Consider the following 17,994-nt stretch of genomic DNA (forward strand, 5'->3'; position numbering starts at 1 on the left):
AGCCTCAGGCGCTTTCCGCGGCCTCCAGCTTTTCCTGCGCGCTCAGCCACAGAGCCTCGGCGCGTTCGAGGCCTTCCATGATCTCGGCGTATTTGCGGTTCCAGGTCTCCAGCTCGCCCGCCCGCGCGGTCTCGTAGAGGTCGGGATCGGCGAGCTTTGCGGCGAGCTTCTCGCGCATCTCCTCGATCTTCTCGACCCGGGCCTCGCATTTGCGCACGTCCGAGCGCAGCGCCAGGATCGCATCGCGCGAGGGTTTCTCGGGCTTGGCCGCCCGCTGCTTGCCCGGTTTCTGCGGCTTCTGGTCCTGGCCCAGCAGGAGCTTGCGGTAGCTCTCGAGGTCGCCCTCGTAGGGCTCCACCGTGCCGCCGCCCACGAGCCAGAGCCGGTCGGCCACGAGGCTCAGCAAATGCATGTCGTGGCTGACCAGGATCACCGCGCCGGTATAGGCGTTCAGCGCCTCGATCAGCGCCTCGCGGCTCTCGATGTCGAGGTGGTTGGTCGGCTCGTCGAGGATTAGCATATGCGGCGCGTCGAGCGTCGCGAGGAGGAGCGACAGCCGCGCCTTCTGCCCGCCCGAGAGCCGGCCCACCACGGTGTCGGCCTGGGCCGCCTGCAGCCCGAAGCCCGCGAGCCTCGCGCGCAGCTTGGCCGGGGCCTCGCCCGGACGCTCGCGCCCGAGATGCTCCAGCGGCGTCTCCTCGAGGCGCAGCTCGTCGACCTGGTGCTGGGCGAAATAGCCGATCCGCAGCTTCGAGGCGCGGGTCTGCTTGCCCTCGAAGAGCGGCAGCCGGTCCGAGAGGAGCTTCGACAGCGTCGACTTGCCCTCGCCGTTCTTGCCCAGAAGCGCGATCCGGTCGTCCTGGTCGATGCGCAGGTTCAGCCGGCCCAGCACCTGGGTCTCGCCGTAGCCGGTGGCGCCGCCCTCGAGATGCACGATCGGCGGCGACAGCTCCTCGGGCGCGGGGAAGGTGAAGACCCGCCGCTCGGCATCCTCGGGCAGGGTGATGCTCTCCATCTTCTCGATCATCTTGATCCGCGACTGCGCCTGCCGGGCCTTGTCGGCCTTGTAGCGGAAGCGGTCGACATAGGATTGCAGATGCGCGCGCCGGGCCTCCTGCTTCTTGGCGGCGGCTTCGAGATGGGCGCGCTTCTCGGCGCGCTGGCGGGCGAACTGGTCGTAGGGGCCCTGGTAGAAAGTGAGCCGCTTCTCCGAGAGATGCAGGATCGCGCCGACCGCGCGGTTCAGAAGCCCGCGGTCGTGGCTGATCACGATGACCGTGTGCGGATAGCGCGCGAGGTAGCTTTCGAGCCAGAGCGCGCCTTCGAGGTCGAGGTAGTTCGTCGGCTCGTCGAGCAGCAGAAGATCCGGCGCGGCAAAGAGCACCCCGGCCAGCGCCACGCGCATCCGCCAGCCGCCCGAGAAGGCCGAACAGGGCATCTGTTGCTGGTCCTCGTCGAAGCCCAGGCCCTTGAGGATGGTGGCGGCGCGGGCCTCGGCGGACCACGCGTCGATATCGGCAAGCCGGGTCTGCACCTCGGCGATGCGGCGGCCGTCGGTGGCGGTCTCGGCCTCGGCCATGAGCGCGGCGCGCTCGCTGTCGGCGGCCAGCACGGTGTCGATCAGGCTTTCCTCGGTGGCCGGGGCCTCCTGGGCGACACCGCCGATGCGGGCGCCGCGCGGCAGCTCGATCTCGCCGCCGTCGGCGGTCAGCTCGCCCCGGATCAGCCGGAAGAGCGTGGTCTTGCCGGTGCCGTTGGCCCCCACGAGGCCGACCTTGTGGCCGGCGGGAATCGTCGCGGTCGCGCCCTCGAAAAGCGGGCGGCCGTCCATGGCGAAAGAAAGATCGGTCAGGCTGAGCATGCGCGGGCCTTAACAAAGGCCGCGCGGCTGGGGAAGCGGGCTTTCGCGGGGTCTTCGCGTCAGGGGGCCTTGGGGTCGGCGCGAGAGGCCCGGGCCCGCCCGCGCGCCCACCCGACGCGCGCCGCCGCGCGGGCGCGCGACATGTTTGCAAGCCCTCCCGCCCGTGATAAGCGCAGCCTCGATTTTTAGATTCCCGCGCGGATCCGCCGCCGGGACAGACCCCAGAGAGGCGATCATGGCTATCGAACGTACCCTGTCGATCATCAAACCCGACGCGACCAAGCGCAACCTCACCGGCAAGATCAATGCCAAGTTCGAGGAAGCGGGCCTGACCATCGTGGCGCAGAAGCGCATCCAGCTGTCCAAGGCGCAGGCCGGCACCTTCTACGCCGTGCACAAGGAGCGCCCCTTCTACGACGAGCTCTGCGAATTCATGGCCTCCGCGCCGGTTGTCGTGCAGGTGCTCGAAGGGGAAGGCGCGATCGCCAAGAACCGCGAAGTCATGGGTGCGACCAACCCCGCGGATGCCGAGCCCGGCACCATCCGCGCCGAGTTCGCCGAAAGCGTCGGCGAGAACTCGGTGCACGGCTCGGACGCCCCCGAGACCGCGGCCGAAGAGATCGCCTTCTTCTTCGCGGGCCTCGAGATCGTCGGCTGAACCAGCCGTCCGTTATCGGACCGGAGATACGAAAAGGAGCGCCCCGGTGGCGCTCCTTTTTTGTTTTTGGGGGATGGGTGAGGGCAGGGGGCTCCGGCGCGGGCGTGGCGCGGCGCGGACCTCAGCGCGCCGCTTCCGGCGCCTGCGCCATCCGCGCTTCGTCGCGGCGGTCGAGGAAGTCCCGCAGGGCCCGCGCGTTTCGGGTGTTGGCCTTGTAGCCAACGTCCAGCAGGTCGCCCGCCAGCGGCACCAGGCCGATCAGCCAGTCGATGCCGAGGTTCACGCTCATCTTCAGAAGCAGCGGCCAAGGCGCGCCGAGCCGCCGGGCAGCGGCGATGATGTAAAGCGCCGGCGCCAGGGCCAGCGTGTCGCCGATGCCGGGGATCAGGCCGACGATGGAATCCCAGCCCAGCCGGATGCGCGTGCCGGGCAGGCGGAAGGCGCGGTCCATCCTGTGGGCCACCGCCTCCACCCGCGCCAGCGTCGCGCGTTCGGCCTCGGGGTCGATGCGCGGCAGGGGGCTCATGCGCTGCGCGGGCCGGTCCGGGCGATGATCCAGACCGCGTGTACGATGCCGGGGATATAGCCCAGGATCGTGAGCAGGATGTTCAGCCAGAAATGCTTGCCGAGGCCAACCTGCAGGAAGACGCCGAGCGGCGGCAGGATGACCGAGAGGATGATGCGGATCAGGTCCATGAGAGCCTCCGGGGGTTGCGGTTCCTTTGGTCTCGAAAACGCGAGGCCCGGGGCGGCGGTTCCCGTGGGCCGGGCAAGGGCGCGGGGCGCCTAGCCGCCCTTGCCGCCCCGCACGCCGATCTGGTCGAGCGCCCGGGCCAGCGTCTCGGGCAGCCCGTCGGGGTCGGCGGGCCGCGCCGCGCGCAGCGCGTCGAAACGGGCCCTCAGCGCCTCTTTCTCGGCGCCCCGGCAGTCGTTCCAGGGCCGCCCCATGAGCACCATGGTCAGCGCGTAATAACCGATGAAATGCGGCCGCGTGCCGGCCCGGACCATGCGGGCATAGGCCTCGTGGGCGCCAAGCGCGCGCAGCTCCTCGGCGGTCTCGATCCCGGCGCGGGCGCATTCGGCCTCGAAGGCCGGGCCCAGGCCCTTGATCGAGGAGACCCGCGCCATCAGGCCACCGCTGCGGCCCGCGCCTCGGCGAAGCGCGCCAGCCGGGTCAGCGCGGCGCGGAACTGCGCGTCGGGCACCGTCATGGCGACGCGGATGTGCCCGCGCGCGGCTTCGCCGAAGCTCTCGCCCGGCATGACGGCGATCTCCTCCTCCTCGAGGAGCGCCGAGGCGAAGCCCTCGCCCGAGAGCCCCGTCGGCCGCACGTCGAGCATCAGGTACATCGCCCCCTCGGGCGGCAGGAGCCTGAGCCCCGGCGCGTCCTCGAGGATCTCGCGGGCGATCTCGCGGCGGCGGGCGAAGGGGGCGGCGATTCCGCGCTCGAACGCCGGCCCGGCCTCGAGCGCCGCCAGCGCCGCCTTCTGGATGAAGCCCGCCACGCCGTAGGTGGTGACCGTGGCCAGGTCGATCAGATGCGAGATGGCCCGCGCGGGGCCGGCGATCCAGCCGATCCGGGAGCCGGTCATGGCGAAGGATTTGGACATCGAGCCCACGACCAGCGTGCGCTCCTCCATGCCGGGCAGGGCGCGCGGGCTGAGATGGGCGCCCTGCCAGACCTGGGTGTCATAGACCTCGTCCGAGATCATCCAGAGGTCGCGGGCGCGGGCGACCTCGGCGAGCCCCTCCAGCACGGCCTCGGGGTAGACCCGCCCGGTGGGGTTGTTGGGCGTGTTGATCAGGAGCGAGCGCGCGGCGTGGTCCCGGGCGGCCCGGGCGACGGCCTCGGGGTCGGGCAGGAAGCCGCGGGCGGGATCGGTCGGGACCCGCACCGCCCGGGCCGAGGCGGCGCGGATCGTGCCGGGGTAGGTGGCGTAATGCGGATCGAGGTAGAGCGCCGCGTCGCCCGGCGCGCAGGCCAGGAGATGCGCGGCGAAGAGCGCCGATTGCCCGCCCGGGGTGACCAGCACGTTCTCGGGTCCGGTGGGCACGCCGCTTTGCGCGGCGAGGCGCCGGGCGATGGCCGTGCGCAGCGCGTCATGGCCCGGCACCATGGCATAGCCCGTGTGCCCGCCCCGCGCCGCGGCATCCATCGCGTCGAGGATCGCGGGATCGGTCGGCACGTCGTGCTCGCCGATGGTCAGCTCGATCACCGGGCGCCCCGCGGCGACCATCTCCCGGGCCCTGAGGAACAGCTCCCAGCCGTCCGAGCCGGAGGCGTTCATCTGGGCGATGCGGGGCGCGATGGGCGGCATGGGCGATCCTTCTCTGCGGCGGGCTGGTGGCGGGCCTAGCGTCGGGGCGGAGCTTGCCCAAGCCGCGGGCCGGGCACAACAGGCTTGCCAAGGCCCCGGCGAAGGTCTACCGAAGCGCCATGACGCAAGCGGCAACCATCATTATCTGCTGCATTTCCTGCTGATCCATCGGCGGGCCGTCTTTTCGTTCCTTTCGCAAAACGAAGCTGCTAGAGCCCGCCTCCGAGGAGACGCCCGAGGCTTGAGGCACGCATGGACCTGACTTTCCACAACACCCGCACCCGCACGAAGGAACCCTTCGTCCCGATCGACCCGAAGAACGTGCGCATGTATGTCTGCGGGCCGACGGTCTACGACCGGGCGCATCTCGGCAATGCCCGCCCGGTGGTGGTCTTCGACGTGCTCTACCGGCTCCTGCGCCATGTCTACGGCGCCGAGCATGTGACCTACGTGCGGAATTTCACCGACGTGGACGACAAGATCAACGCCCGCGCCCAGGAGAGCGGCCGCGAGATCGGCGCGATCACCGAGGAGACGATCGGCTGGTATCTCGAGGACATGGGCGCGCTCGGCGCGCTCGAGCCCGGCCATGCGCCGCGCGCCACCGGCTATATCGCCGAGATGGTCGCCATGATCGAGGACCTGATCGCCAAGGGCCACGCCTATGAGGCCGAGGGCCATGTGCTGTTTGCCGTCGAGAGCTACGCGCAATACGGCAAGCTCTCGGGCCGGTCGGTCGACGACATGATCGCCGGCGCCCGGGTCGAGGTGGCGCCCTACAAGAAGAACCCGATGGATTTCGTGCTCTGGAAGCCCTCCGAGGAGGGCCTGCCGGGCTGGGACAGCCCCTGGGGCCGCGGCCGCCCCGGCTGGCACATCGAGTGCTCGGCCATGGCCGGCGCGCTTCTGGGCGAGAGCTTCGACATCCACGGCGGCGGCAACGACCTGATGTTCCCGCACCACGAGAACGAGATCGCGCAATCCGCCTGCGCCCACCCCGAGGGCCATTTCGCCAACGTCTGGCTGCACAACGAGATGCTGCAGGTCGAAGGCAAGAAGATGTCGAAATCGCTCGGCAATTTCTTCACCGTGCGGGATCTGCTCGACGAGGGCATCCCCGGCGAGGTGGTGCGCTTTGTGCTGCTCTCGGCGCATTACCGCAAGCCGATGGATTGGACGGCGCAGAAGCGGCGCGAGGCGGAGGCGACGCTTCGCGACTGGTTTGCGAAAGTGGCTGACGTCGACAGCGACGCTCAAGGTGCGTGGGCAGTTCTGCCGTACCTTTCGAACGACTTGGATACCTGGGGCGCTTTGGACCAAATGCGGCATCTTGCATCCGACAAGAACCGTTGGCCCGAATTGCGTTATGCTATGGAAATGATGGGATTTCTTGAGCCTGCCGGAGAAATCCCGAAGGAATTTCGCCAAGCTGAGGAATCCAAGAGTGATGGGCATCACAGGGTCCGGGTAAGTTGGTCCGGTGAAATCGGAGAAGATACCGCAGACGCCTTGATGAAGATCGGTTTCGAGCTGTCGCACGCGCGAGAAAGAGCCATGCAGACCAAGGACTTTTCCGAGGTCGACCGGCTCAAGGCCCAGCTCAAGGAGGCCGGCGTCGAGGTCCGCATGTCCAAGGCGGGCGTCGAGCTGCTGCCCGGCGCGGAGTTCGACGCGGGCAAGCTCTCCGAGGTGGGCTCATGACCGAACGTCTCTACCTCTTCGACACCACCCTGCGCGACGGGCAGCAGACACAGGGCGTGCAGTTCTCCACGCCCGAGAAGCAGAAGATCGCCGCGGCGCTCGACGGGCTCGGGCTCGACTACATCGAGGGCGGCTGGCCCGGGGCGAACCCCACGGATTCGGCCTTCTTCGAGGTCGCGGAAAGCGCCCATGCGACCATGACCGCCTTCGGCATGACCAAGCGCGCGGGCCGCTCGGCGGCCAATGACGACGTGCTGGCGGCGGTCCTGAACGCCCGCACGCCCGCCGTCTGCCTGGTCGGCAAGAGCCACGTCTACCACGTCGAGGCGGCGCTCGGGATCAGCCGCGAGGAGAACCTCGAGAACATCCGCGCCTCCTTCGCCCATGTGGTCGCTGAGGGCCGCGAGGCGATCTTCGACGCCGAGCATTTCTTCGACGGCTATGCCGCGGACCCCGGCTATGCCCGCGCCTGTCTCGAGGCCGCGCTCGAGGGCGGGGCGCGCTGGGTGGTGCTGTGCGACACCAATGGCGGCACGCTGCCGGTGGTGATCGGAGAGGTGGTCTCGGAGCTGATCGCCACCGGCATCCCCGGCGAAAGGCTGGGCATCCACACCCACAACGACACCGGCATGGCCGAGGCCGGGGCGCTGGCCGCCGTCGACGCCGGCGCGCGGCAGATCCAGGGCACGCTGAACGGGCTCGGCGAGCGCTGCGGCAACGCCAACCTCGTCTCGCTCCTGCCGACGCTCCTGATGAAGGAGCCCTATGCCAGCCGTTTCGAGACCGGGGTCAGCCGCGAGGCGCTGACCGGGCTCACCCGGATCAGCCGGATGCTCGACGACGTGCTGAACCGGGTGCCGATGAAGCAGCTGCCCTACGTGGGGGCCTCGGCCTTTGCGCATAAGGCCGGGCTGCATGCCTCGGCGGTGGTCAAGGCGCCGGACCTCTACGAGCATGTCGCGCCCGAGAGCGTCGGCAATGCCCGGGTGGTGCCGATGTCGAACCAGGCCGGGCGGTCGAACCTCAAGCGGCGGCTCTCCGAGGCCGGGCTCGAGGTGGCGGGCGACGATCCCGCGCTCGGGCGCATCCTCGACCGGGTCAAGGCGCGCGAGGACCAGGGCTATGCCTATGACACCGCGCAGGGCTCCTTCGAGATGCTCGCCCGCGAGGAGCTGGGCCTGATGCCCGACTTCTTCGAGGTCAAGCGCTACCGGGTCACCGTCGAGCGCCGCAAGAACAAGCGCAACGAGATGGTGTCGCTGTCCGAGGCGGTCGTGGTGGTGAAGATCGACGGCGAGAAGAAGCTCTCGGTCAGCGAGTCGATGGACGAGCTGGGCTCGGACCGGGGGCCCCTGAATGCGCTGGCCAAGGCGCTGGCCAAGGACCTCGGGCCTTACCAGTCGGTGATCGAGGACATGCGGCTCATCGACTACAAGGTGCGGATCACCCAGGGCGGCACCGAGGCGGTGACCCGGGTGGTGATCGACAGCGAGGACGGCGAGGGCCGGCGCTGGTCGACCGTGGGGGTCTCGGCGAATATCGTCGACGCCTCCTTCGAGGCGCTGCTCGACGCGGTGCGCTGGAAGCTCGCGCGGGACGTGGTGCAGGGGTAAGGCGGTTTTTGGGGGCTCGGCGGCCCCCCTTGCGCCCGAATAGCACCGAAGGTGCCGGGCGCGCGCCGGACCGGCCCCTTGGGCCGGCGCTTGTTGGGGTGGCGTGCTTAGTTTGTCGCTAGTCCTGACCTTGCCGGGATAAAGTGCTCAGCTCAGAGGGCAGCAGCGCCGGCCCCCGGTCCGGCGCGCGCCCTCGCTGAGAGGCGGGAGCACCGCTCCAACGTTGCCTTCAGAGCATGTGATCAACCATTTTGCACAACAACAATCCGAAGATCCCCGCCCAAACCCGCGCGACCGCACCGGTCTCCTTGATCCCATTGAAGCACGCCGCGCAGCTTTCCACGCAACATCTCCATTCCACGCCCCCCTTGCGCCCGAATAGCACCGAAGGTGCCGGGCGCGCGCCGGACCGGCCCCTTGGGCCGGCGCTCCTTGGGGTGGCGTGCTTAGCTTGCCTCTAGTCCTGACCTTGTGGGGATAAAGTGCGTAGCCCCGAGTGCAGCAGCGCCGGCCCCCGGTCCGGCGCGCGCCCTCGCTGAGGGGTGGGAGACAGACGGACCGACCGCTGCCCGACACTCATCCCCGCGCCAAATCGCCCCGTCCCAGCGCGCGCCCCACGCAAACCCCCTTTTCGCCGGGCGCCCGCGGGGCTAGGTGCCCCGCATGGACTTCGATGACGATCTCACGGCCTGCGCCCAGGCGGTCGAAAAGGGCGATCCGCCGCGCTTCCGGGCGGTCATGGCGGCGCCGGTCGCCGCGCGCCGGGTGCTCTTCCCGATCTATGCCTTCAACCTCGAGGTCGCCCGGGCGCCCTGGGTGACCTCGGAGCCGATGATCGGCGAGATGCGGCTGCAATGGTGGCGCGACGCGCTGGCCGAGATCGAGGCCGGCGGCGTGGTGCGGCGTCACGACGTGGTCACGCCCTTGGCGCTGGCGCTCGGGCCGGGGCTGGCGGAGCGGCTCGACCGGCTGGTCGGCGCGCGGCGCTGGGATCTCTACCCCGAGCCCTTCGAGGACCGCGAACATTTCGACCGCTACATCGAGGAGACCGGCGGCCTCCTGCTTCTCGCTGCGGCGCGCAGCCTCGGCGAGGTGGACGAGGAGGCCGCCCTCGGGGCGGGCTATGCGGCGGGGCTCGCGGCCTTCCTGCGCGCGGTGCCGGAGCTGCGCGCGAAGAACCGCCAGCCGCTCCTTTCCGAGGAGCATGGGCAACTCGCCGAGCTGGCCGAGCAGGGCCTCAAACGGCTCGCCGAGGCGCGGCGGGCGAAGGTCTCGAAAGCGGCGCGCCCGGCGTTTCTCGCGACCTGGGAGGCCGAGCCGGTGCTGAAGACGGTGCGGAAGGACCCCGCGGCGGTCCTCGAGGGACGGCTGGAGCCGAACCCCGCGAAAAGCGCGGCGCGGCTGGCTTATCTCAAGGCGCTGGGGCGGTTCTGAGCGCCCCGGCCGGGGCGCAAATCAGCGCCCCTCGCGCGACCACACACCCTTAGCCTCACTCCGCCGCCTGCGTGCGCGGCCGCAGCGTCCGCCACAAGAGCGCCCCGCCCGCCAGCGCCAGGAGCGGCAGCATCGCCAGGTTCACCGCCGCCCAGCCGGCGCCGACGCTGCCGCCCGAGCAGTTCATCAGCCCGCCCGAGGCCAGCGAGGCCACCGCCACGCCGCCGAAGACGATCACGTCGTTCAGACCCTGCACGCGGCCACGCTCCTCGGGGCGGTGGGCGCCCGCCAGAAGCGTCGTCGCGCCGATGAAGCCGAAGTTCCAGCCGACACCCAGGAGCACCAGCGCCAGGTAGAAATTGCCGAGCTCCATGCCCGCCAGCGCCACGATGCCCGCGCCCGCGAGGATCGCGAGGCCGAGCCCGATGACCTTCTCGACCCCGAAGCGCGCGATCACATGGCCGGTGAAGAAGGACGGCACATACATCGCAAGCACATGCGCCGAGACGATGTTGGCGGCATCGGACTGGGCGAAGCCGCAGCCCACCACCGCAAGCGGCGTCGAGGTCATCACCAGGTTCATCAGCGCGTAGGAGACCATGGCGCAGATGATCGCCACGGCGATGCGCGGGGTGCGCAACAGCTCGCCCCGGCTGCGCCCGGCGGGCGTCTCGGCGCTCGGCGCGGCGGGCTTGGGGATGTCGAGGAAGGCAAAGAGCCCCGCGCCCAACACGTTCACCGCGATCACCGCGCCATAGGTGCCGAGGAAGGGCACCACGAAGGCCTCGGAGGTCAGCTTGACGATCTGCGGCCCGATCAGCGCCGAAATCAGCCCGCCCGCCAGCACGTAGGAGATGGCCTTGGGCCGGAAGGCCTCGGAGGCGGTATCGGCGGCGGCGAAGCGGTAGAAGTTATGCGCGGCGAAATAGATCCCGGTCATGAAGGAGCCGAGCAGGAACAGCGGGAAGGAGGCGAACCAGAGCCCCGCGGCCCCGATCACCCCACCCAGCGCGCCGCCGGTGGCCCCGACGAAAAAGCCCGCCCGGCGCCCGTGGCTCTGCATGAAGCTCGCCAGCGGCGAGGCCGAGACCATGGAGCCGATGATGATCAGCGAGATCGGCAGCGTCGCGAAGCAGGGGTTACCCGCGAGCGACTGGCCGGCCAGCCCGCCGACGATGAAAATCATGGGCATCTGCGCGCCCAGGATCGCTTGGGCCGCGACGAGGACGGCGACGTTTTTCTTGGCGCGCTGATCGGTCATGCGGCATTGCTATCCCTCGCGCGGGGCGGCGGCAAGGCGTGGTCTTTGCCGCCTCAGGGGGATATGTCTTGCGCCATGAGGCAGGCCGTCGGGATCGTCACGGGCAGCGCGGAGGCGCGGGCGCTTCTGGCGCAGCTGCCGGAGGCCCGCGCGCTGGCGCCCGGGGCGCGGCTGCCCGAGGATCTGACGGCGGTGATCGACGCCCGCCACCCCTGCGACCGCGCGGGCCACTGGGCGCTCTGGCGCGCTGCCCGCGCCCGGGCGCTGCCGCTCCTGCGGCTCGAGCGGCCGGGCTATGTCCCGCGCCCCGGCGCGCGCTGGATCCGCGTCCGCGACATGGCCCAAGCGCTGCGGCATCTGCCGCAGGGCGCCCGCGTCTTCGCCACCACCGGGGGCGAGGATTACGCCACGCTCGCGCGCTGGCGGGGCCATCTGGTCCTGCGCCGGCGCGGCGGGGCAGGGGGCCGCCCCCCGGTCCGGGGCGCGCGCGTCCTGACCGCGCCGGGCCCCTTCGACGTGGCCGGAGAGCGGGCGCTGATGCAAAGGCTCGGCGTCACACATCTCATCACCCGCGACGCCGGCGGCAGCGGCAGCTGGCCCAAGATCGAGGCCGCCCGCCGCCTCGGCGTCACGGTCATCCTGATGTCCCGCGGCCCGGCGCCCCCGGGCCCCCGCGCAAGAACCCCCGAGGAGGCGCTTTCATGGCTGAGATCGGCCGCATCATCCTGACCGACGCCTGCGTCGCCGAGGGCGCGGCCTGGCTCGCCGAGGCCGAGCCGCGCTTTGCCCGCGCCATGGCGGCGACCGGGCCCCTGCCGCTGAGGCGGACACCCGACGGCTTCGGCCAGCTTCTGAACGCCATCGTCAGCCAGCAGGTCTCGGTCGCCTCGGCGCGAGCGATCCGCGGCCGGCTCGAGGCGGCGGGCTTCACCGAGGAGAGCGCGATCCGCGCGGTCTCGGAGGAGGAGCTGCGCGAGCATGGGTTGTCGCGGCAGAAGGCGCGCTACGCCAAGGCGCTGGCCGAGGCGCGGATCGACTACGCCGCCCTGCGCGCCACGCCCACCCAGGAGGTCGTCGCAACGCTGACCGAGGTGAAGGGCATCGGCGTCTGGACCGCCGAGATCTACGCGATGTTCGCGCTTGGCCGGGCGGATGTCTTCGCGCCCGGGGACCTGGCGCTACAGGAGGCCGCGCGGGTCCTCTTCGAGCTGCCCGAGCGCCCGCGCGAGAAACCCCTGCGCGAGATGGCCCGCGCCTGGTCGCCCTGGCGATCGGTTGCAGCCCGGGCGCTCTGGGCCTACTACCACGTGGCAAAGGATCGAGAGGGCATCGCATGACGCGCGTATTGCAAGCCGGACGCAAGGAGCCCAAATCGGGCGACATCCGCTCCGTCGTGGTCTTCCTGCATGGCTATGGCGCCAATGGCGCGGACCTTCTGGGCCTCGCCGATCCCCTGGCCGAACATCTGCCCGACACGCTTTTCGTGGCGCCCGACGCGCCCGAGGCCTGCGCCGGGGCGCCCTTCGGCTTCCAGTGGTTCCCGATCCCCTGGATCGACGGCTCCAGCCAGGAGGACAGCGAAGAGGGCATGCGCGCCGCGGCCCAGGACCTCGACGCCTTCCTCGACAGCCTGATGGTCGACGAGGACGTCATGCCCGAGCAGGTGGCGCTTTTCGGCTTCTCGCAGGGCACCATGATGAGCCTTCAGGTCGCCCCCCGGCGCGAGGATGCGCTGGCGGGCATCGCGGGCTTCTCGGGGCGGCTTCTGAACCCCGAGCTCCTGGTCGACGAGGTAGTGTCCCGCCCGCCGGTGCTGCTGGTCCATGGCGACCAGGACGACGTGGTGCCGCCTCAAAGCCTGCCCGAGGCCGCCGAGGCCCTGCAGAAGGCCGGCTGGACCGACGTCTACGCCCATGTGATGAAGGGCACCGCCCATGGCATCGACCCCGAGGGCCTGGGCGTGGCGCTGGCCTTCCTGCGCGACAAATGCGGCTTCTGATCCCGCGCTGAGGTCTCTGCCTGTTACGCAGGCGTTACCGACTCGCCTTACTTGTCCACAGCGACACCGTATATTGCGAGGCTTGCCAGGTGGCGAACGCGATATATAGTGGAGATGTGGCTGGGGCGGGGCGTCCCGCCCTGGTGCTTGAGACGAGCAGACAGGGCGAAGGACGACTCCGCAGATGGACGGCGATTTCAGAACCAGCTTCGTACGGGAACCGGGGAGCCTCAGGCAGCATCCCGCGCTCGTGCTCAACGCGGATTACAGGCCGCTTTCCTATTACCCATTGAGCCTCTGGCCCTGGCAGGAGGCGGTGAAGGCGGCCTTCCTCGACCGGGTGGACATCATCGCCGAATACGACGAGGTCGTCCGAAGCCCCTCGATGAGCCTCAGGATCCCCAGCGTCGTCGTCCTCAAGGATTTCGTCAAACTCCAGAAGCGCGTGGCCTTCACGCGCTTCAATCTTTTTCTGAGGGATGAATTCCGCTGCCAATACTGCGGATCGAAGGGCGATCTGACCTTCGACCATGTTGTGCCGCGCGCCTCGGGCGGGATCACCAGCTGGGAAAACGTCGTCGCGGCCTGCGCGCCCTGCAACCTGCGCAAGGGCTCGAAGAGCCTGCGCCGCTCGGGCCTGACGCTGCGCAAGCCGCCGCGCCAGCCCGGCGCGGAGGAGCTGCGCAACATGGGCCGGAAGTTCCCGCCGAACCACCTGCACGACAGCTGGATCGACTTCCTCTACTGGGACGCCGAGCTCGAGGCCTGAGGTTTCAGCCCCAGCCAGGCGACCAGCGCGCTCGCGGCCGACAGCGCCGCGGCGGTTGCCGCAACCGCCTGGAAACCCGCGTTGGTGGCGCTCACGTGGTCCGCGCCGCTGCTCGCGGCGGCAAAGCTCTCGGTCCCGCCTGAGAACGCATAGACCGCCCCGGCCAAGGCCCCGGCCAGTGCCACGGCGATCAGCCCCGCGACCCGCGTCACCGCGTTGTTGATGCCCGAGGCGATGCCGGTCTCACCCTCGGCCACCGCCCCCATGACCGCCGTCGAGAGGGGCGCCACCACCAGCGCCATGCCGAGGCCCGCCAGCGCCATGCAGGGCAGCACGACGCGCCAGAACTCCTGCAGCGGCACCGTCAGCGCCAGCGCGCCATAGGCCAGGGCGACCAGCCCCGAGCCCGCCGCGATCGGCAGGCGCGGGCCGATCCGGTCGGCCAGCCGCCCGACCCAGGGCGAGAGCGTCGAGATGAAGACCGAGAGCGGCGCGAAGGCCAGCGCCGCGGTCAGCGGGCTGATGCCCCAGGTCGCGATCAGCGTCATCGGCAGGTAGAAGAGCATCGCCGTCAGCGCGAAATACAGGAAGAACGACAGAAGGTTGGCCGCCGCGAAGACGCGGTTGGCAAAGAGCCCCAGCGGCACCATGGGCGCGCGCACCCGGGCCTGGGAATAAAGAAAGACCGCGAAGATCGCGGCGCCGGCGCCGGCGAGGTCCCAGCGCAGCCGCCCGCCGTGGCCCGCGCCTTCGCCGCCCGAGAGCCCCCAGGCGATCAGCAAAAGCCCCAGCGTCGCGAGGCCCGCGCCCAGGACATCGAGCGGGCGGTCCTCCTGGGTGCGCCCGCCCGAGGCGAAGCGCCAGAGCAGCCAGAGCGCCAGCCCCCCGAGCGGCAGGTTCACCGCGAAGATCCAGCGCCAGGCCGCATCGCCGAAAGTGTCGAGCGCCAGCCCGCCCACCACCGGCCCGAGCGCGGTGGTCAGCGCCGAGGCGGCGGCCCAGGTGCCGATCGCCTGGCCGCGCTCCTCGCGCGGGTAGGCCTGGCTGATCAGCGCCAGCGAGCCCGGCACCATGAGCGCCGCGCCGATGCCCTGGATCGCCCGCGCGCCGATCAGCAGCTCGGGGCTCGGCGCGACCGCGCAGACCATGGAGGCCAGGACGAAGACCGCGATGCCAAGCCCGAAGACCCGCGCCACGCCGAAGCGGTCGCCAAGCGCGCCGCCCAGGAGGATCAGCGCCGAGAGCGTCAGCAGGTAGGCATTGCCGATCCACTGCGCCTCGACCAGCGAGGCGTCGAGCGTGGCGCGCATGGCGGGCAGGGCGATGGCCACCACGCTGCCGTCGATGAAGCCCAGGGCCGAGGCCAGGATCGCCGCGGCCAGCAGGTATTTCCGCGCCCCCGCCGTGCAGAGGGCGGAATCGAAAACGGGCCCCCGCGTGGCGGAGGCCCGTCCGTCATCTGTCCCGGTGTCCGTCATGGCGCGGACACCCCGGGGCGCATCAGCTGGTCTGCTGCGCGGGCTTCTGCGCCGGCGCGGCGGATTGCGACTGGCCGCCCGCGGCCTGGCCCTGCGCGGCGGCGGGCTTGCCCTTGTTGGTCGACAGCGGGTCGTCCTGGCGCTGCACCGAGCCCTCGAAATGCGCGCCGCTCTCGATCGCGATGGTCTTGTGAATGATGTCGCCCTCGACGCGGGCGGTGGCGGTCAGGCGGACCTTCAGGCCGCGCACGCGGCCGACGATGCGGCCGTTGATCACCACGTCGTCGGCGATGACCTCGCCCTTGATGGTGGCGCTTTCGCCGATGGTCAGCAGATGCGCGCGGATGTCGCCCTCGACGGTGCCCTCGACCTGGATGTCGCCCGAGGTCTTCAGGTTGCCCTCGACGTGCAGATCGGCCGAAAGGATCGAGGCCGGCGGCTTGGCCTTGGGCGCGGAGGGCTTGAAGTCCGACTTGTAGTCCGGGGCGGCGGGCTTGGCGCTATCAGAGGCGGACGACGGTTTCGGCTCGTCCGCCTTCGGTGCGGGGTCGTTGATCTTGCTCTTAGAAAACATCGTTCGCAGCCTTGATATAGGTCATGGGATTCACGGGCTTACCGCCGACGCGCACCTCGTAATGCAGATGGGTGCCGGTCGAACGTCCGGTATTCCCCATAGCAGCAATCTGCTGCCCGCGCGAGACCCTTTGACCCACCTTGACCAGGAGCTTGGAATTATGGGCGTAGCGGGTCTCGATCCCGAACTCGTGCTTGATCTTCACCAGGCGGCCGTATCCCGACTGCCAGCCGGCATGCACAACGGTGCCGTCGGCGGTGGCATAGATCGGCGTCCCATGCGGCGCGGCGAAGTCGGTGCCGGCGTGCAACCGGCCCCAGCGGTAGCCGAAGCCCGAGGTGAAGCGGAAGGGATCGCGCAGCGGCGAGGCGAAGGGCGCCTTCTGCGCGGCGATCCGGTAGAGGTTCAGCCGGTCCATCTGGTTGAGGATGCGGTTGGCGCGTTCGGCATCGGCGCCCAGATCCTCGCCGCGGGTCGAGAAGGACAGCGGCGTCAGCGGGCCGCCCTGGCCGGAATAGCCGCGGCGCACCTGGCTGATGATCTGGTCGGGGTCCATGCCCGCGGCCTCGAACATCTTGTCGAGCGGCTTGACCGAGACGGTCATCGCCTCTTCGAGCTGGCGGAAGATCATGTCGTTCTTCTCTTCCATCAGCCGGATCTCGGTGCGCATCTCGTCGGCGCGCACAAAGGCGTCCTCGGCGTCGGCGACCACCTGGTCGCGCTCGGCGGCGGTGCGCGACAGCGCGTCGGTCAGAAGCGCCACGGTCTCGTTCTCGCCCGAGCCCGAGGCGGGCATTCCGCCCTCGGCCTCGAGATCGCCCTTCAGCGCGGCGTATTGCTCGCGGGCGGCCTCGCGCTCCTTCATGGTCTTGCCGAGGGTCGATTGCACCACGTCGAGCCCGGTCTCCAGCTCGCGCACCTTGTTCTGCGCGGCCAGAAGCTCGGACTGCATCATCGAGACCTCGTCGAGCGCGGCGTTGAAGCGCTCCTGCGCGGCCACGGCCTCGGCGGCGCGGGCGTCGCGTTCCTCGGAGAGCGCGTTCAACCGTTGCTGATAAGTCACCTGATCGCGCAGAGCCTGATCGCGGAAGTTTCCAGCGCCGATCGAATCCATCAGAAGAACGGCAGTGGCGATGATCGTCCATCCGACCACCACGGTGCCGCCCAGCGTTGCGATGGCCTGGGTTTCCGGTCTCAGCCGGATGAAGCGGGTATCCGTGTCGGATTTCAGAAACAGTCGACGTTCAGGAAAGTACCGCTCCAGCGTCGAGTGGAGCTTGATGACAAGCTGCGTCCGCAAGTGTCCGTGTCCTCTTCCCGTCCCAATCACGGCGCTCGTTTCCCCTCACGGCACCTTGAGGCAAGGGGTTACAAAGACATTTCCGATAGCGCAACTTTTTCGGGCTTTGGAGCTGGCCAGACGGGCGGTTTCATGCCGTGTGGGCGAAAATCCGCCGATTCTGCGTGCCGTCTGGCGGAATTTTCGCGGTGTGCAGCGCGGGGCTACTGCGCCAGCGGCCAGTAGAAATCCGGCGCGAGCCCGGCCTCGGCGCGCTTTTCCTCGTTGAACGGCGGCTTCAGGGCGCCCTTGAAATAGCGCCGGACGAGGCGGTGAAACTCGGGCGTCGGGTCGGTCTCATGGCGCCCGCAAAGGTAGTGGAACCACTTCGAGCCATAGGCCACATGGCCCACTTCCTCGGCGTAGATGGTCTCGAGCGCGGCGACCGCGCTGTCGGCCCCGGCCTTGCGGAAGATCTCGATCATGCCCGGTGTCACGTCGAGCCCGCGCGCCTCGAGGACCATGGGCACCACGGCCAGCCGGCCGGGCAGGTCGTCCACCGTGTCCTCGGCGGCGCGCCACATGCCGGCATGGGCGGGCAGGGCGCCATAGTGGCTGCCCGCCTCCTCGAGGCAGTCGCACATCAGGTTGAAATGCTTGGATTCCTCGTCCGCCGCCCGGACCCAGTCGTCGTAGAAACCCAGCGGCATCGGCGTGCCGGTGAAGCGCGGGATGATGTCCCAGTGCAGGTCGACGGCGTTGAGCTCGATGTGGGCGACCGCGTGCAGAAGCGCGATGCGCCCGGCCTCGGAGCCGGGCTTGCGCTTGGGCACGTCGCGGGGGTCGCGCAGCTCGGGCGCCTCGGGGCGCGCGGGCCGCAGCGGCGGCTGGGCCGCGCCCAGCGGGACTTCCTTGCCCTCGGCCCGGGCGGCCTGCCACTCCGCCGCGTATCTACGCGACTTGGCGGTCTTCTCGCGTCCGTCGGCGGTGGTCAGCACGTCCACCGCCATCTCTGCCAGGCTCATCTGCATCAGGCGCCTTCTCCCGCG

18 protein-coding genes are annotated in these 17,994 nt (G+C 70.0%); 8 read left to right on the plus strand and 10 right to left on the minus strand.

Annotation, left to right across the window (positions count from 1 at the left end):
* Positions 1–4 precede the first annotated feature (4 nt).
* A complete protein-coding gene (locus tag LR948_RS04490) occupies positions 5–1,861 on the minus strand; it encodes an ABC-F family ATP-binding cassette domain-containing protein (RefSeq protein WP_232752765.1) in 1,857 nt (618 codons plus the stop codon).
* Between the two features lie 235 nt (positions 1,862–2,096).
* Here LR948_RS04490 and ndk point away from each other — a divergent pair, with 235 nt between their 5' ends.
* On the plus strand, positions 2,097–2,519 hold the full coding sequence (ndk, locus tag LR948_RS04495) for a nucleoside-diphosphate kinase (protein WP_232752766.1): 423 nt from the start codon (positions 2,097–2,099) through the stop codon (positions 2,517–2,519).
* A 121-nt stretch (positions 2,520–2,640) separates the two neighbouring features.
* On the opposite strand, the gene LR948_RS04500 is transcribed toward ndk, so the two are convergent.
* From LR948_RS04500 to LR948_RS04515, 4 genes are all read right to left on the minus strand, one after another.
* Positions 2,641–3,045 carry a DUF4112 domain-containing protein gene (locus LR948_RS04500; RefSeq protein ID WP_232752767.1) on the minus strand — a complete coding sequence of 135 codons (405 nt, stop codon included), beginning with the start codon at positions 3,043–3,045 and terminating at the stop codon, positions 2,641–2,643.
* A complete protein-coding gene (locus tag LR948_RS04505) occupies positions 3,042–3,215 on the minus strand; it encodes a YqaE/Pmp3 family membrane protein (RefSeq protein WP_232752769.1) in 174 nt (57 codons plus the stop codon). Before LR948_RS04505 ends, LR948_RS04500 begins: the two co-directional genes overlap by 4 nt.
* Positions 3,216–3,305: 90 nt before the next feature.
* Positions 3,306–3,647: a TfoX/Sxy family DNA transformation protein gene (locus LR948_RS04510; RefSeq protein WP_370634870.1), complete on the minus strand. Its 342-nt coding sequence runs from the start codon at positions 3,645–3,647 to the stop codon at positions 3,306–3,308.
* Complete coding sequence (locus LR948_RS04515) at positions 3,647–4,837, minus strand: pyridoxal phosphate-dependent aminotransferase (RefSeq protein ID WP_232752770.1); 1,191 nt, start codon at positions 4,835–4,837, stop codon at positions 3,647–3,649. Before LR948_RS04515 ends, LR948_RS04510 begins: the two co-directional genes overlap by 1 nt.
* Positions 4,838–5,089: 252 nt before the next feature.
* Here LR948_RS04515 and cysS point away from each other — a divergent pair, with 252 nt between their 5' ends.
* The 3 genes from cysS to LR948_RS04530 all read left to right on the plus strand — a co-directional run bounded on the left by cysS (position 5,090) and on the right by LR948_RS04530 (position 9,585).
* Positions 5,090–6,538, plus strand: a complete 1,449-nt coding sequence (gene cysS, locus LR948_RS04520; protein WP_232752771.1) for a cysteine--tRNA ligase — start codon at positions 5,090–5,092, stop codon at positions 6,536–6,538.
* Complete coding sequence (gene cimA, locus LR948_RS04525) at positions 6,535–8,151, plus strand: citramalate synthase (RefSeq protein WP_232752772.1); 1,617 nt, start codon at positions 6,535–6,537, stop codon at positions 8,149–8,151. The genes cysS and cimA overlap by 4 nt, the downstream gene beginning before the upstream one ends.
* 663 nt (positions 8,152–8,814) lie before the next feature.
* Positions 8,815–9,585 carry a squalene/phytoene synthase family protein gene (locus tag LR948_RS04530; protein ID WP_232752773.1) on the plus strand — a complete coding sequence of 257 codons (771 nt, stop codon included), beginning with the start codon at positions 8,815–8,817 and terminating at the stop codon, positions 9,583–9,585.
* Positions 9,586–9,640: 55 nt separating this feature from the next.
* Here LR948_RS04530 and LR948_RS04535 read toward each other — a convergent pair whose 3' ends face one another.
* The gene (locus tag LR948_RS04535; protein WP_232752774.1) at positions 9,641–10,846 is read right to left on the minus strand and encodes an MFS transporter; all 1,206 of its coding nucleotides are present in this window, start codon (positions 10,844–10,846) and stop codon (positions 9,641–9,643) included.
* Between the two features lie 75 nt (positions 10,847–10,921).
* Between LR948_RS04535 and LR948_RS04540 the strand changes: the two genes are divergently transcribed.
* From LR948_RS04540 to LR948_RS04555, 4 genes are all read left to right on the plus strand, one after another.
* Entirely contained in the window at positions 10,922–11,575 is a 654-nt protein-coding gene (locus LR948_RS04540) for a precorrin-6A/cobalt-precorrin-6A reductase (protein ID WP_232752775.1), read from the plus strand.
* On the plus strand, positions 11,548–12,183 hold the full coding sequence (locus LR948_RS04545) for a DNA-3-methyladenine glycosylase (RefSeq protein WP_232752776.1): 636 nt from the start codon (positions 11,548–11,550) through the stop codon (positions 12,181–12,183). Before LR948_RS04540 ends, LR948_RS04545 begins: the two co-directional genes overlap by 28 nt.
* Positions 12,180–12,845, plus strand: coding sequence for an alpha/beta hydrolase (locus LR948_RS04550; protein WP_232752777.1), 666 nt, complete (start codon positions 12,180–12,182; stop codon positions 12,843–12,845). The genes LR948_RS04545 and LR948_RS04550 overlap by 4 nt, the downstream gene beginning before the upstream one ends.
* A gap of 184 nt (positions 12,846–13,029) precedes the next feature.
* Complete coding sequence (locus LR948_RS04555) at positions 13,030–13,614, plus strand: HNH endonuclease (RefSeq protein WP_232752779.1); 585 nt, start codon at positions 13,030–13,032, stop codon at positions 13,612–13,614.
* Here the strand turns inward: LR948_RS04555 and LR948_RS04560 are convergent.
* From LR948_RS04560 to LR948_RS04575, 4 genes are all read right to left on the minus strand, one after another.
* Entirely contained in the window at positions 13,587–15,092 is a 1,506-nt protein-coding gene (locus tag LR948_RS04560; protein WP_232752780.1) for an MFS transporter, read from the minus strand. The two genes, LR948_RS04555 and LR948_RS04560, sit on opposite strands and share 28 nt — an antisense overlap.
* A gap of 22 nt (positions 15,093–15,114) precedes the next feature.
* The gene (locus LR948_RS04565; protein ID WP_232752781.1) at positions 15,115–15,666 is read right to left on the minus strand and encodes a polymer-forming cytoskeletal protein; all 552 of its coding nucleotides are present in this window, start codon (positions 15,664–15,666) and stop codon (positions 15,115–15,117) included.
* A complete protein-coding gene (locus tag LR948_RS04570) occupies positions 15,656–16,966 on the minus strand; it encodes a M23 family metallopeptidase (RefSeq protein ID WP_232752783.1) in 1,311 nt (436 codons plus the stop codon). Before LR948_RS04570 ends, LR948_RS04565 begins: the two co-directional genes overlap by 11 nt.
* Before the next feature lie 203 nt (positions 16,967–17,169).
* Positions 17,170–17,976, minus strand: coding sequence for a ferritin-like domain-containing protein (locus LR948_RS04575; RefSeq protein ID WP_232752784.1), 807 nt, complete (start codon positions 17,974–17,976; stop codon positions 17,170–17,172).
* Positions 17,977–17,994: the final 18 nt, after the last annotated feature.

The organism is Roseivivax sp. GX 12232 (assembly GCF_021272185.1).
GTDB lineage: Bacteria > Pseudomonadota > Alphaproteobacteria > Rhodobacterales > Rhodobacteraceae > Roseivivax.